Source organism: Enterococcus sp. 22-H-5-01 (assembly GCF_050310005.1).
GTDB classification, from domain to species: domain Bacteria; phylum Bacillota; class Bacilli; order Lactobacillales; family Enterococcaceae; genus Enterococcus_A; species Enterococcus_A hailinensis.
Genome location: NZ_CP189993.1, coordinates 570142 through 584931 on the forward strand (window position 1 = coordinate 570142; position 14790 = coordinate 584931).

Genomic DNA, 14790 nt, shown 5'->3' on the forward strand with positions numbered 1-14790 from the left:
GATGGAAATAATTGAAGGAACGATCGCAAGTCCAAAAGGATTTAATGCTGCAGGCCTACATGCCGGTCTAAAAAAAGTAAAAAAAGATTTAGGCATGATTTATTCTGAAGTGCCCGCACAAGCCGCAGCAGTTTATACAACAAATCAAATACAAGCAGCACCATTAACGATTACTAAAGAAGCCGTGGCAGATGGCCAAATACAAGCTGTCGTCGTCAACTCGGCGTACGCAAATGCCTGTACTGGTGAAAAAGGTTTGGAACATGCTCAGGCGATGCAGAGAGCTGTTGCAAAAAAAATGCAGATTGCTGAAAAAGATGTGGCAGTAGCCTCTACCGGTGTGATCGGAAAAATATTGCCGATTGAAAAAGTATTAACGGGAATCAAACAAATCGATTTAGAAAATTCAGTACCGAGTGATTTCCATCAAGCAATCTTAACAACTGATACGACAACTAAAGAGATCGTAGTGACTGCGGAGATCAATGGACAAGTTGTGACGATGGCAGGGGTAGCAAAAGGATCGGGAATGATTCATCCTAATATGGCCACGATGTTAGCATTCATCACGACGGACGCGCATATCCAAAGCGGATTGCTACAAGAAATTTTGGCATCTAAAACCGAAACGACCTTTAACCAAATTACGGTTGATGGGGATACATCAACAAATGATATGGTTCTTGTCTTAGCAAACGGACTTGCAGAAAATCCACTGATTGAAAAAAATTCAACTGCTTATCGTAAATTTGTTGAGATGTTTGAATTTGTTAGTGAAACACTAGCTAAAATGATTGCTAAAGATGGTGAAGGCGCAACAAAATTAATTGAAGCGAAGGTTTTGAATGCAGCAACAGCTTCAGAAGCACGATTGATTGCTAAAAAAATTGTTGGTTCGAGTTTGGTAAAAACGGCGATATTTGGCGAAGATCCTAACTGGGGCAGAATCATTTGTGCTATTGGCTATGCCGGTTCTACCACAGACCCAAATAAAATCGATTTGTGGATCGAAAACCACCAATTATTAAGTCATAGTCAACCACTTATATTTGATGAAGTGCAGATGAAAGATCTATTGGCTCAAGAGAAAATAAATATTACGGTTGATTTGAATATAGGGAATGCTGAAGGGGTAGCTTGGGGCTGTGATTTGACCTATAAATATGTTGAGGTCAATGCACTTTATCATACGTAAGAAAGGGAGAAGTCTAATGGGAAAAATTGTGGTCAAAATTGGTGGGGTAGCCAGTGAGAATCTCACTAAAAATTTTTTTGCACAAATAAAAAGCTGGCAATCAAAAAATCATGAGGTCATTATCGTACATGGTGGCGGGCATTATATTAGTGACATGATGGAACGATTGCAACTGCCAGTTTTAATCAAAGAAGGGTTGCGAGTAACTAATGACCAAACGTTAAAAGTGACGCAAATGGTTTTGATTGGTCAAGTTCAGCCAACGATTACAACAATTTTTCAACAATCAGGTTTTGCGGCTGTAGGGTTAAATGCAGCTTGTGGCCATTTGATCCATGGAAAATTTATTGACCAAAAAAAATGGGGCTATGTTGGAAAAATCGTCAAGATCAATCCGCAAGTGATCGATGATACGTTGATGAAAAAATATATTCCAGTCATCGCACCGTTAGGTTTGACTGAAGATGGGCAGTGGTTGAATGTCAATGCGGATGAGACAGCATGTAAAATCGCGGAAACACTCCAAGCAGATCATTTATATTTATTGACTGATGTGCCAGGAATCAAGTCAAAAGGAAACTGGCTCAAAGAAGTGACTACGAACGAGTTAAATAGAATTTCTCGATCAGCTATGATTACAGGCGGGATGATTCCAAAAGTGAACAGTGCTTTATCTGCTTTGGAAAATGGCGTGAAACAAGTGCATATCACAAATCAACTTGAAAATTCCGGTACGATCATAAAAAAAGAGGAGGTCTACGCATGAGCCACTTATTTCCCAATTATGTTAGAGATGAGATTGAATTAGTATCGGGCAAGGGCTGCTATGTATACGATCAGCAAGGAAACCAATATCTAGATTTTGTCAGTGGTATTGCGGTCAATAATCTAGGACATCAGCATCCTAAAGTTGTCAATGCTCTTAATCAGCAAGCAGCAAAAATTTGGCATAGTTCAAATTTGTATACGAATTCGTTGCAAGAGAATGTAGCAAAAAAATTAGCTGCGGGTAAAGACTATGTCACTTTTTTTTGCAACAGCGGTGCGGAGGCGAATGAGGCGGCGATCAAAATGGCGAGAAAGGCAACGGGCAGAGAAAAAATCATCAGTTTTGAGCAATCATTTCATGGACGAACCTATGGTGCATTGAGCGCGACTGGACAGCCTCAATTGCAGCAAGGTTTTTTACCTATCGTGGAAGGATTCGAATATTTACCTTATAATCAAATCGAACCGCTAAAAGAAAAATTAGATGCTTCTGTGGCTGCTGTGATCTTAGAAGTTGTTCAGGGCGAAGGCGGTATTATTCCAGCTGAGAAAGAATGGCTAAAGAGTGTGGAGCATCATTGTCGAGCAAATGGCAGTTTATTGATTATTGATGAGATCCAGACAGGAATCGGAAGAACAGGAGATTTATTCGCTTTCGAAAGTTATGCCATTGATCCAGATATCGTAACGGTCGCTAAAGCTTTAGCAAATGGAATCCCCGTGGGCGCGATGCTAGGGAAAAAGAAATTAGCTGAGGTTTTTGGTCCAGGTTCGCATGGTACAACATTCGGTGGAAATAATTTAGCGATGAGTGTTGCAGCTACTGTGCTAGAGGAAATCAACCAAGAAGATTTTTTAGCTGCGGTGAAAAGCAAAGGCGACTATTTGATCAACGAATTGAATTCTTTGATCGATAAATCTGAAAAAGTGTTAGCAGTTCGTGGAAAAGGTTTGATGATCGGGATAGAATTAGATTCTGCTGATAGTTTGAAGCAGGTATTGAATAATTTGAAAACCAACAATATTTTAGCGCTGAAGGCTGGGGCAACAGTCTTACGATTATTGCCGCCATTGATTATTGATCAACAAACATTGGCGGAGGGCGCAAAAAAAATCAAAGAATCTATTTTAATCCTTAAGTAAAAGACGTTGGATCATTTGTCCATCGTCTTTTTTTGATGTTTCAGGCTTTCCATTGGTCTTTTTTTCACTTATACTGAAGCTATCGGACTGGTTAGTTATTTTTCCGATTTACAACAAGGAATAGCGTGGAATTACCAGCTTCAAAAAGAGCGATCATCGTATCTTTAAGACAAAGGAGTGCTAAGATGGGAGAACGTGCAGATACATTTTTAGGAGCATTCAATCGAATTGAAAAAGAACTTAAGCGCCAATTAGGAAATCCAATCAATATGAGCTTCAGCGAAGCCGTTCGACGTTTATCAAAACGCAAAGACAATTTAATCGGTGAGAATGAAAATGATCTATTACAATTGGCTCAATTACGTAATGCAATTGTCCATGATCAAATTTCAGAAGATTTTGTGATCGCTGAACCTAATGAATGGGCGGTTCGCCAAATTGAGAAAATCGAAAATAATTTATTGCGGCCTGAAAAAGTTTTGCCGCGTTTCGGAAAAAATGTGACTGGCTTCGAGCAGGATCTGCCTTTAGTTGAAATCATGAAAATCATCAGTGAAAAACGATTTTCGCAATTTCCAGTCTATGATTCAGGAAAATTTATAGGTTTGATCACATTGCGAACGATTGGTTTTTATTTTGCCCAGGAAAGTTTGTCCGGCTCAGTTAGCCTAAAAGGTCGTGTTGCCAAAGATTTGATTTCAGCAAATGGCAAGCGGGTCAATTTTAAATTTGTCTCAGCCGATACCAACGTTTCTGAAGTCGAAAAAATGTTTCGGACCGAGGGTATTTTGGAAGCAATCTTAATCACTGAACACGGAAATTCTGACGGAAATCTTTTAGGGATCATTCGTCCGCGAGATATTTATAGTCAAGAAGGGGAGCAATAAGGTTGTTAATTATTTACTTGTTATTAAGTGCGGGAATCATCGCCCTTGATCAATGGTTCAAATGGTGGATCGTTAATCAATATAGTTTTGGTGAAAGTCAAACGATCATTCCAAATGTGTTATCATTGACACATATTCGTAATACAGGAGGCGCGTTTAGTCTATTTGAAGGGCAACAAGTCTTTTTCATTTTAATTACGGTTGTAGCGGTCGTTGCGGTAATGTATTATTTAGTCAAACACTTGAATGGCAGCAAGTGGCTGACATTAGGTTTAAGCTTTTTCTTAGCAGGAGCGATTGGAAATTTTATTGATCGTTTTCGTTTAGGATATGTGGTGGATATGTTCCGATTGGATTTTATTAACTTTCCAATTTTCAATATCGCGGACATGTCATTGGTTGTAGGAGTAATCATGATTTTTATTTATATTTTATTAGATGAGAGAGACAAAAAAAATGGATAATCAAATTGAAGTAATTATTAAAGACGAAAAAGGTCGAATCGATAAAGTATTGAACGAACGTTTGGCAGATTTTTCACGTTCGCAGATCCAACAATGGATTAAAGAACAGCATGTATCGATCGATCATAAAGTAATCAAAGCAAATTATAAAGTTAGTGCTGGAGACAAAATCGTTATCGAGATTCCAGAACCAGAAGAATTAGATCTAGTCCCTGAAAATTTAAACCTAGCCATCGTTTATGAAGATGATGATGTGGTAGTAGTAAACAAGCCTCAAGGAATGGTGGTTCACCCATCAGCTGGACATCCTAATGGTACATTGGTCAATGGCTTATTATATCAAGTCAAAAATCTATCAACAATCAACGATGTCGTACGTCCAGGAATCGTTCATCGAATCGATAAAGATACTTCAGGATTATTGATGGTCGCCAAAAATGATCATGCACACGAATCGTTGGCGCAACAATTAAAAGATAAAACATCTTTACGTAAATATGTCGCATTAGTCCACGGAGAGATTCCTCACGAAAAAGGTCGTATCGAGGCCCCAATCGGACGTTCAAAAGTCAATCGTAAAATGCAGGCAGTTATTGAAGGTGGGAAACCCGCAGTCACTCATTTCGAAGTGTTGAAACGATTTGAAGGTTTTACTTTAATTGAATTGCAACTGGAAACTGGACGCACACATCAAATCCGTGTTCATATGCAATACATCGGTTATCCAGTAGCAGGAGATCCTTTATACGGTCCTAAAAAAACGCTAAAAGGAAATGGACAATTCCTACATGCCAAATTATTAGGGTTTGAACATCCAACAACAGGCGATTCAATGGTTTTTGAAGCCCCATTGCCAGAAATTTTCGAAAAAACTTTGGCAACTTTACAAGAAAAAGATTGATTTCTGTTTTTGAGAATAGTATAGTGTCTGTAAGCAAGAAATAAATAACTGAATATGATCCTTTAAGAGTAGTCCCGTGAGGCTAAGAAGGAACCCGATAGATGTTTGGACTAGGTGCGCCTAGGTGAACACTATTCATTTGACGAAGTCGATAACATTCCTCCTACCTAACTACGGGTAGGAGTTTTTTTATTGCCAAAAACAAGGAGGAAACAGGATGTATAAAAAAGAAGTTGTAGATGAAGTAACGATGAAACGAGCGTTGACTCGGATTACTTATGAAATTATCGAACGCAATAAAGGGGTTCAAGATATCGTATTGATTGGAATCAAAACACGTGGAATTTTTATTGCTCAAAGAATCGCGGAACGATTAAAACAACTAGAACACATTGAAGTTCCTGTTGGAGAATTAGATATTACTTTGTATCGTGATGATAAAAAAGCAGAAGAAGATGAGCCTGAATTACATTCATCAGATATTCCATTTTCAATCGAAGGAAAAGAAGTGATCTTAGTTGATGATGTTTTGTTCACCGGCAGAACAATTCGTGCAGCACTTGATGCAGTCATTGACTTAGGAAGACCTAATCGAATCTCTCTAGCAGTCTTAGTCGATCGAGGACATCGAGAATTACCGATTCGTGCTGATTATGTCGGGAAAAATATTCCGACAGCTTTGACAGAAGAAATCATTGTTGAAGTGGAAGAAAATGACGGACAAGACCGCATCTTGATTCAAAAAGAAGACTAAAAATTGTTTAGTAATTGGAAAGAGGAAGTTGAATGGAAAAATTTCATAATGATGACGTTGTTTTAGATATCCACGATCGTCCAAGCGCAGGACACTGGGTAGGTTTAAGTATCCAACATTTATTTACAATGTTTGGTGCAACGGTTTTAGTACCGATCTTAGTTGGGATCAATCCTAGTATCGCCTTAGTCAGTTCAGGACTAGGAACGTTGGTTTACTTAACTGTAACTAAAGGAAAAATCCCCGCATACTTAGGAAGCAGCTTCGCCTTTATCGCAGCAATGAAGTTATTGATGAAATCAGATGGTTATCCAGCAGTTGCTCAAGGGGCAGTAACTTGCGGACTAGTTTACTTGATCGTATCCTTCGTGATCCGCAAAATCGGATCGGGCTGGTTAGACAAAATTTTACCGCCGATCGTAGTTGGTCCAGTAGTAATGGTCATTGGATTAGGTTTAGCTGGAAATGCTGCTCAAAATGCGATGTACAACAATGGCGAATATAGCTTTAAATATGTGTTGGTCGCTTTGATCACATTAGCATTAACGATTTTCTTCAATATGTTTTTAACCGGCTTCATGGGCTTGATCCCGATCTTATTAGGAATCGTCAGCGGATATATTACCGCGATGCTTTTTGGAATTATTGATTATCAACCAATTATAGAAGCGAAATGGTTAGCGATGCCGGCGTTCAGTGTGCCTTTTATCAACTATCAACCAAAACTTTATATTAGTGCAATCACAACAATGGCACCTATCGCCTTTGTAACGATGACAGAACATATCGGTCACTTGATGGTTTTAAACAAATTAACGAAACGTAACTTTTTCGACGATCCAGGTTTGGATCGCACATTAATGGGAGACGGACTAGCACAAATCGTCGCTGGTTTTGTTGGAGGACCTCCGGTAACAAGTTACGGAGAAAATATCGGTGTCCTTGCTATCACTAAAGTCCATAGTGTGTTCGTCATCGGAGGGGCCGCAGTATTGGCAGTTTGTTTAGGATTTGTCGGAAAACTAAGTGCGTTGATTTTAAGTATCCCAGGGCCAGTCATCTCAGGAATCAGCTTTGTCTTATTCGGAGTAATCGCAGCGAGCGGACTTAAAATCTTGATTGAAAACAAAATAGACTTTGACCGCAAAAAGAATTTATTGATTGCTTCTACAATCTTAGTAATCGGCATCGGCGGTTTGGTTTTTGAAGCAGGTACATTCACTTTATCATCAATGGCTTTAGCAACAGTACTAGGAATCATCTTAAACTTGGTTTTACCAGAACAAGCACGAAGCGAAAAATAAAACACAGCTAACTATGAATAGGAGGAAATTTCATGATCATCCAGTCTGAGGAAATTAGTCTGAAACATTTACTAACAGTTGAAGCTCTAAATGACCAAGAGGTGATGGGGTTGATTCGACGAGGCCAGCAATTTAAAAATGGTGCTCGTTGGACTCCACATAAAGATCAATATTTTGTTTCAAATCTTTTCTTTGAAAACAGTACTCGAACCCATAAAAGTTTTGAAGTTGCAGAAAAAAGACTTGGACTAGATGTGATTGATTTTGATGCCAAAACCAGCTCTGTACAAAAAGGCGAAACACTTTATGACACTGTCTTAACGATGTCTGCATTAGGGGTAGATGTCGCAGTGATTCGACACGGCGATGAGCATTATTATGAAGAATTGATCCAAAGTAAAACCATCCAGTGTTCGATCGTCAACGGCGGCGATGGAAGTGGCCAACATCCGACTCAATGTCTACTAGATCTAATGACTATTTATCAAGAGTTTGGTCGCTTCAACGGACTGAAGGTGGCAATCGTCGGTGATATCACACACTCACGTGTCGCTAAGTCAAACATGCAAATGTTGAAACGCCTTGGTGCACAAGTATATTTTTCAGGTCCAGAAGAATGGTACGATAAGAGCTTTGATGTTTACGGGACTTATCGCACATTAGACGACTTAGTTCCCGAAGTAGATGTCATGATGCTTCTACGAGTACAACATGAGCGTCATGATGGGCAAGAAAGTTTTTCAAAAACCGAGTACCACAATAAATATGGTTTGACGATTGAGCGTGGAAAGCAATTAAAACCGCAAGCAATCATCATGCACCCAGCACCCGTCAATCGCGATGTCGAGATCGCAGACAGTTTAGTTGAAAGTCTGCAATCAAGGATCGTCTCGCAAATGACGAATGGTGTTTATATTCGCATGGCCATTTTGGAAGCAATATTAAGAGGGAAATCGTAAAGGGGCAGATAAAATGAAAACATTGATTAAAAATGGAAAAATCGTAACGAAAAATAATCAGACAACGACTTGTGATCTTTGGTTAGAAGATGGGATCATTGCCGGCATCGGAAAAGATTTTTCAACGATATTATTCGATCAAGAATACGATGCAAAAAATCAATTAATCACACCAGGCTTAGTTGATGTTCATGTTCATTTACGGGAACCAGGTTTTACTTATAAAGAGACCATCAAAGATGGAACGAAAGCTGCGGCACGCGGTGGCTACACAACAGTTTGTGCGATGCCAAATCTAAACCCAGTACCTGATACAGTTGAAAAATTCGAGCAGGTAAAAGCAATTATCGATCGTGAAGCTGTAGTCAAAGTTCTTCAATATGCGCCTATTACAGAAGAACTTAGAAGTGAAAGTTTAACTGATCAAAAGAGTTTAAAAGCAGCCGGAGCTTTTGCGTTTACGAATGACGGTGTGGGTGTTCAAAGTGCAGGAACCATGTATCTGGCTATGAAAGAGGCTGCCGAGAACAATATGGCCTTGGTCGCTCACACAGAAGATGAATCGCTGTTATTCGGTGGCGTCATGCATAAAGGTGAAATCAGTGAGAAGTTGCATCTTCCTGGGATTTTAAGCGCAACCGAATCGTCACAAATCGCTAGAGATTTGATTTTGGCTGAAGAAACGGGTGTACATTATCACGTGTGTCACGTTTCGACTAAAGAAAGTGTTCGGGTGATTCGTGAAGCAAAACAAGCCGGAGTTCATGTCACTGCTGAAGTCTCACCTCATCATTTGATTTTGATCGATGAAAATATCACAGAAGATCATGGCTACTGGAAAATGAATCCTCCTTTGAGAGCCAGTGAAGATCGCCAAGCGTTGATCGCCGGGTTACTAGACGGCACGATCGACTGTATCGCAACTGACCATGCACCTCACGGGTTTGAGGAAAAAAATCAAAGTTTTCTAAAATCACCCTTTGGGATCGTCGGAAGTGAGACGGCCTTCCAATTGATTTATACCCACTTTGTTGAAACAGGAGTATTCACATTAGAACAAGTAATTGATTGGATGGCTGTCAAACCAGCAGAAATATTCGGAATCAAAGCTGGAACATTGATGATTGGGCAACCGGCCGATATTACAATATTTGATTTAGAAAATGAAATAAAAATCGACGATAAAAAATTTTCTTCGTTAGGTGTGAATACCCCTTTCACGGGCTGGTCAGTCAAAGGTGAGACACTGATGACTTTCGTGGATGGTCAATTGGTTTATAACAAGGAGGACTAAGAGCTTGAAAAGACTTTTGATTTTAGAAGATGGAACAATATTTGAAGGTGAAGGATTTGGTGCGGAAACGAGTGTAGTGGGAGAAGTTGTTTTCACTACTAGTATGACCGGCTATCAAGAAACAATCACGGATCAAAGTTTTAATGGACAAATCATTACATTTACTTATCCGATGGTTGGAAATTACGGAATCAATCGAGATGATTACGAATCGATTGCTCCAACATGTAAAGGAGTGATCGTCAAAGAACATGCACGCCTAGCAAGTAATTGGCGTAATCAAATGACTTTAGATGAATTTTTAAAACGTAAAGGAATTCCTGGAATCGCCGAAATCGACACCCGTGCCTTGACTAAAAAATTACGAAATGCTGGCACGATGAAGGGCAGTATCGTAGACCCTGCAGATCAACTTGAACATTCTTTTGACCAGTTAAAAGCAACTGTTCTGCCGACAAATCAAGTTGCGCAAGTTTCGACTGTTACACCTTATCCGAGCCCTGGTGTGGGAAGAAATGTGGTCGTGATCGATTTCGGATTAAAACATAGTATTTTACGCGAACTCTCTCGTCGGGAATGCAACTTGACGGTCATGCCTTATAACACTGATGCACAAACAATTTTAGATCTTTGTCCAGATGGAGTGATGTTGACGAATGGACCCGGCGATCCTAAAGATGTGCCTGAAGCCATTGAGATGATCAAAAAAATTCAAGGAAAAGTACCGATCTTTGGTATTTGTTTAGGCCATCAATTGTTCGCCCTAGCGAATGGTGCAGACACTTATAAAATGAAATTCGGACATCGTGGATTGAATCATCCGGTAAGAGAAATCGCGACAGGAAAAATCGATTTTACTTCTCAAAACCATGGTTTTGCAGTAGATGAAAAAACAATTGATCCTCAAAAACTGATGATTACACATGTTGAAGTCAATGATGGAACGATCGAAGGCGTACGCCATCGAGATTTCCCGGCTTTTAGTGTACAGTATCATCCTGATGCTGCACCGGGGCCTCATGATGGGGTTCATTTGTTTGATGATTTTATGGAAATGATGGATGCGTGGAAGGAGCAAGCATAAATGCCAAAACGTACAGATATAAAGAAAATCCTAGTTATCGGATCAGGACCGATCGTGATCGGACAAGCAGCTGAGTTTGATTACGCCGGCACACAAGCTTGCTTAGCGTTAAAAGAAGAAGGTTATGAAGTTGTTTTAGTTAATTCGAATCCTGCAACGATTATGACGGATCAAGAAATCGCCGACACGGTTTATATCGAACCAATCACCTTAGAGTTTGTTTCAAGGATCTTACGTAAAGAATTACCGGATGCGATTTTACCAACTTTAGGCGGACAGACTGGTTTGAATATGGCGATGGAATTAGCCGATTCAGGCATTCTAACTGAATTGAACATTGAATTGCTCGGAACAAAATTATCCGCGATCGACCAAGCAGAAGATCGTGATCTATTCAAACAATTAATGGAGGAACTTCATCAGCCAATCCCAGAATCAGAAATCGTAACGACGGTAGAAGCAGCAGTGGAATTTGCGAATAAAATCGGTTATCCAATTATTGTAAGACCAGCTTTCACATTAGGCGGAACCGGTGGTGGTATGTGCGACAATGAAGAAGACTTACGCACGATTGCAGAGAATGGGCTGAAACTTTCACCTGCCACTCAATGTTTGATCGAACGATCAATCGCCGGTTTTAAAGAAATTGAATATGAAGTGATGCGCGACTCTGCAGACAATGCTATCGTTGTCTGCAACATGGAAAATTTTGATCCAGTCGGAGTGCACACAGGTGATTCAATCGTATTTGCACCAAGTCAAACATTATCGGATTACGAATACCAAATGCTTAGAGATGCATCCTTATCTATTATTCGAGCACTAAAAATCGAAGGCGGTTGTAATGTCCAGCTTGCCTTAGATCCGCACAGCTTCAATTATTATGTGATCGAGGTAAATCCACGAGTATCCCGTTCGTCTGCACTAGCAAGTAAAGCGACAGGTTATCCAATCGCTAAACTAGCAGCAAAAATCGCGGTTGGACTAACATTAGATGAAATGAAAAATCCTGTTACTGAAACAACCTATGCCGAATTTGAACCAGCCCTAGATTATGTAGTCGCTAAAATTCCACGTTGGCCGTTTGATAAATTTGAAAGTGGTGAACGGGTACTAGGAACACAAATGAAAGCAACCGGGGAAGTAATGGCGATTGGCCGCAACATTGAAGAATCACTATTGAAAGCTGTTCGGTCATTAGAAATCGGGACCTATCATGCGGAACTTCCAGAATTAGCTGAGGTAACCGATGATGCGTTAACGGAAAAAATGGTTAAAGCTCAAGATGATCGATTGTTCTATCTAACGGAAGCAATCCGACGCGGATATTCAATTGAAGAAATCAACGAATTGACAAAAGTTGACCTGTTTTTCTTAGATAAATTATTACACATCGTTGAATTAGAAACAGCGCTAGCAAAAAGTATCAATGATAGTGAGTTACTGAAACAAGCTAAACAGAATGGCTTTTCCGATATCAAAATCGCTCAATTATGGAATCAAACGATTGACGAGATTCGAGAATTTAGAAAGCAAAATCACATTCTTCCAGTATACAAAATGGTCGATACGTGTGCTGCTGAATTTGAATCACAAACACCGTACTTCTATAGTACCTACGAATTTGAAAATGAAAGTATTCGTAGTGAAAAAGAATCGGTGCTTGTCTTGGGATCCGGGCCAATCCGAATCGGTCAAGGAGTCGAATTCGATTATGCGACAGTCCACTCGGTCAAAGCGATCCAAGCAGCTGGTTATGAAGCAATCATCATGAACAGCAATCCGGAAACAGTCTCTACTGACTTTTCAGTATCTGACAAATTATACTTCGAACCGTTAACGCTTGAGGATGTCATGAATGTCATAGAATTGGAACAACCGATTGGAGTGATCGTTCAATTTGGCGGGCAGACAGCGATCAATTTGGCTGATCCATTAGTAAAAAATGGAGTCAAAATCTTAGGCACGACGATTGAAGATTTAGATCGAGCAGAAGATCGAGATCAATTTGAACAAGTATTAAAGAGTTTAGACATTCCTCAACCACCAGGTGATACTGCAACGAGTGCCAAAGAAGCAGTCAAAATTGCTGAAAGAATCGGCTATCCAGTCTTAGTTCGTCCAAGTTATGTTTTAGGCGGGCGTGCGATGGAAATTGTTGAAAATCAATCAGACTTAGAAGATTATATGGCCCATGCTGTCAAAGCTTCTCCAGAACACCCAGTCTTAGTCGATCGGTACTTGATCGGAAAAGAATGTGAAGTCGATGCCATCTGTGACGGCGAAACAGTGTTAATTCCTGGAATCATGGAACATATTGAACGTGCGGGAGTCCACTCAGGAGATTCAATGGCAGTATATCCGCCGCAAACTTTTTCTGAAGAGCTGAAAGCAACAATCGAAGATTATACTCGACGCTTAGCATTAGGAATGAACTGTATCGGTATGATGAACATCCAATTCGTCATTCATAATAATGAAGTTTTCGTAATTGAAGTTAATCCGCGAGCGAGTCGAACAGTTCCTTTCTTGAGTAAAATCACTAATATTCCGATGGCTCAAATCGCGACAAAAGCTATCTTGGGTCAAAGTTTAAAAGAACTAGGTTATCAAGATGGGCTGTATCCTGAAAGTGATTTAGTTCATGTCAAAGCGCCGGTCTTCAGTTTTACGAAATTACAAAAAGTCGATACTTATTTAGGACCAGAAATGAAATCAACTGGGGAAGTGATGGGAACAGATCGAAATTTAGCGAAAGCTTTATACAAAGCATTTGCCGCTGCTGGGTTACATCTTCCAGACTTCGGTGCCGTCTTGTTGACTGTCGCTGACGAGACCAAAGAAGAAGCTTTAGCATTAGCAAAACGTTTTAAAGAAGTCGGTTATAGTCTGATTGCTACTGCTGGGACGGCCGAGTTTTTAGCAACTAACGGAGTGAATGCTAAACGAATCGCCAAAATTTCTGAATCAGATGAGGACAACGTAATTGATCTTATCCGCAGTGGAGAGGCCCAAGTTGTGATCAATACGATGGATAAAAATCGGCAAAATGCCTCAGAAGATGGTTTTATTATCCGACGGGAGGCGGTGGAACATGGTGTTCCACTATTTACATCGCTGGATACAGCAGACGCTATCTTACAAGTGATGGAATCACGAGCATTTTCAATTCAAGAAATTTAAATCAAACAGAGTGAAGACACCCTTCACTCTGTTGATCTATAGGGAGGCCGTTATGAAGCAAGAAATGATGACGATCGTTCGTCAAAAAGAATTAGCACCAAGAATATATGAATTGGTATTAACCGGCGATTTAGTAAAAGAAATGAAAATGCCAGGACAATTTTTGCATATTAGTGTCCCGATAAACGATTTATTATTGCGGCGTCCAATCAGTATTAACCAATATGATCAAAGAGCTGGAACATGCACAATCATTTATCGTGTAGAGGGCGAGGGAACAAAAGTATTCTCCGAACTTTCAGCGGGGGATTTATTGGATGTGATGGGTCCGTTAGGTCATGGTTTTGAAATAGGTGAATTGAACGCTGGCGATACGGCCTTTATTGTCGGCGGAGGCATTGGTGTGCCGCCCTTATATCAACTGTCAAAAGAATTGAAGAAAAATGGTGTAAATGTGATCCATTTCTTAGGGTTTGGAACGAATGAAGTCGTTTATTATGCAGAGGAATTCGAAGCGTTAGCAGAAACGCGGTTTTCAACGGATGATGGAACGTTTGGACTACAAGGAAACGTCGGTAATCTATTGCTAGCCGAAAATAAACGACCAGATGCAGTTTTTGCTTGTGGAAATAACGGCTTATTAAAAACAGTTGAACAATTATATATTGAAGTCAATAATGTTCAACTGTCATTAGAATCACGAATGGCTTGTGGGATGGGCGCTTGCTATGCATGTGTTTGTCATGTACCTGAAGCTGAAAATCAAAGTGTCAAAGTATGTGAAGACGGTCCTGTTTTCCAAGCTGGGGAGGTTATCTTTTAGTGAGTATCGCAGTGAAATTACCAGGTTTAGA

13 protein-coding genes are annotated in these 14790 nt (G+C 39.9%); all 13 read left to right on the top strand.

All coding sequences use genetic code 11. The features are described 5' to 3' along the window. Window position 1 precedes the first annotated feature (1 nt). The 13 genes from argJ to ACQKTA_RS02965 all read left to right on the top strand — a co-directional run bounded on the left by argJ (window position 2) and on the right by ACQKTA_RS02965 (window position 14759). On the top strand, window positions 2-1195 hold the full coding sequence (gene argJ, locus ACQKTA_RS02905) for a bifunctional glutamate N-acetyltransferase/amino-acid acetyltransferase ArgJ (RefSeq protein WP_427814501.1): 1194 nt from the start codon (window positions 2-4) through the stop codon (window positions 1193-1195). Between the two features lie 16 nt (window positions 1196-1211). Continuing rightward, entirely contained in the window at window positions 1212-1961 is a 750-nt protein-coding gene (gene argB, locus ACQKTA_RS02910; RefSeq protein WP_427814118.1) for an acetylglutamate kinase, read from the top strand. Then, window positions 1958-3106, top strand: coding sequence for an acetylornithine transaminase (locus tag ACQKTA_RS02915; RefSeq protein WP_427814119.1), 1149 nt, complete (start codon window positions 1958-1960; stop codon window positions 3104-3106). The genes argB and ACQKTA_RS02915 overlap by 4 nt, the downstream gene beginning before the upstream one ends. A gap of 185 nt (window positions 3107-3291) precedes the next feature. Beyond that, a complete protein-coding gene (locus ACQKTA_RS02920) occupies window positions 3292-3993 on the top strand; it encodes a CBS domain-containing protein (protein ID WP_427814120.1) in 702 nt (233 codons plus the stop codon). A gap of 2 nt (window positions 3994-3995) precedes the next feature. Next, window positions 3996-4457 carry a signal peptidase II gene (lspA, locus tag ACQKTA_RS02925; RefSeq protein ID WP_407855775.1) on the top strand — a complete coding sequence of 154 codons (462 nt, stop codon included), beginning with the start codon at window positions 3996-3998 and terminating at the stop codon, window positions 4455-4457. Continuing rightward, window positions 4450-5358: an RluA family pseudouridine synthase gene (locus tag ACQKTA_RS02930; protein WP_332580619.1), complete on the top strand. Its 909-nt coding sequence runs from the start codon at window positions 4450-4452 to the stop codon at window positions 5356-5358. Before lspA ends, ACQKTA_RS02930 begins: the two co-directional genes overlap by 8 nt. A gap of 217 nt (window positions 5359-5575) precedes the next feature. Next, complete coding sequence (pyrR, locus tag ACQKTA_RS02935; RefSeq protein ID WP_332580620.1) at window positions 5576-6112, top strand: bifunctional pyr operon transcriptional regulator/uracil phosphoribosyltransferase PyrR; 537 nt, start codon at window positions 5576-5578, stop codon at window positions 6110-6112. A 32-nt stretch (window positions 6113-6144) separates the two neighbouring features. Continuing rightward, window positions 6145-7416 carry a solute carrier family 23 protein gene (locus tag ACQKTA_RS02940; RefSeq protein ID WP_427814121.1) on the top strand — a complete coding sequence of 424 codons (1272 nt, stop codon included), beginning with the start codon at window positions 6145-6147 and terminating at the stop codon, window positions 7414-7416. 32 nt (window positions 7417-7448) lie between these two features. Next, complete coding sequence (locus tag ACQKTA_RS02945) at window positions 7449-8375, top strand: aspartate carbamoyltransferase catalytic subunit (protein WP_427814122.1); 927 nt, start codon at window positions 7449-7451, stop codon at window positions 8373-8375. A gap of 13 nt (window positions 8376-8388) precedes the next feature. Next, window positions 8389-9669 carry a dihydroorotase gene (locus ACQKTA_RS02950; protein ID WP_427814123.1) on the top strand — a complete coding sequence of 427 codons (1281 nt, stop codon included), beginning with the start codon at window positions 8389-8391 and terminating at the stop codon, window positions 9667-9669. Between the two features lie 4 nt (window positions 9670-9673). Continuing rightward, complete coding sequence (locus tag ACQKTA_RS02955; RefSeq protein WP_427814124.1) at window positions 9674-10753, top strand: carbamoyl phosphate synthase small subunit; 1080 nt, start codon at window positions 9674-9676, stop codon at window positions 10751-10753. After that, window positions 10754-13936, top strand: a complete 3183-nt coding sequence (gene carB, locus ACQKTA_RS02960) for a carbamoyl-phosphate synthase large subunit (protein WP_427814125.1) — start codon at window positions 10754-10756, stop codon at window positions 13934-13936. A 52-nt stretch (window positions 13937-13988) separates the two neighbouring features. Beyond that, window positions 13989-14759, top strand: coding sequence for a dihydroorotate dehydrogenase electron transfer subunit (locus tag ACQKTA_RS02965; RefSeq protein ID WP_427814126.1), 771 nt, complete (start codon window positions 13989-13991; stop codon window positions 14757-14759). Window positions 14760-14790: the final 31 nt, after the last annotated feature.

What these genes read in the sequence shown, in the direction of transcription:
- carB (WP_427814125.1), top strand. Translation starts at nt 10,754, where the DNA reads ATGCCAAAACGTACAGATATAAAGAAAATCCTAGTTATCGGATCAGGA.
- argJ (WP_427814501.1), top strand. Translation starts at nt 2, where the DNA reads ATGGAAATAATTGAAGGAACGATCGCAAGTCCAAAAGGATTTAATGCT.
- ACQKTA_RS02965 (WP_427814126.1), top strand. Translation starts at nt 13,989, where the DNA reads ATGAAGCAAGAAATGATGACGATCGTTCGTCAAAAAGAATTAGCACCA.
- ACQKTA_RS02930 (WP_332580619.1), top strand. Translation starts at nt 4,450, where the DNA reads ATGGATAATCAAATTGAAGTAATTATTAAAGACGAAAAAGGTCGAATC.
- ACQKTA_RS02915 (WP_427814119.1), top strand. Translation starts at nt 1,958, where the DNA reads ATGAGCCACTTATTTCCCAATTATGTTAGAGATGAGATTGAATTAGTA.
- ACQKTA_RS02945 (WP_427814122.1), top strand. Translation starts at nt 7,449, where the DNA reads ATGATCATCCAGTCTGAGGAAATTAGTCTGAAACATTTACTAACAGTT.
- ACQKTA_RS02940 (WP_427814121.1), top strand. Translation starts at nt 6,145, where the DNA reads ATGGAAAAATTTCATAATGATGACGTTGTTTTAGATATCCACGATCGT.
- ACQKTA_RS02950 (WP_427814123.1), top strand. Translation starts at nt 8,389, where the DNA reads ATGAAAACATTGATTAAAAATGGAAAAATCGTAACGAAAAATAATCAG.
- pyrR (WP_332580620.1), top strand. Translation starts at nt 5,576, where the DNA reads ATGTATAAAAAAGAAGTTGTAGATGAAGTAACGATGAAACGAGCGTTG.
- argB (WP_427814118.1), top strand. Translation starts at nt 1,212, where the DNA reads ATGGGAAAAATTGTGGTCAAAATTGGTGGGGTAGCCAGTGAGAATCTC.
- ACQKTA_RS02920 (WP_427814120.1), top strand. Translation starts at nt 3,292, where the DNA reads ATGGGAGAACGTGCAGATACATTTTTAGGAGCATTCAATCGAATTGAA.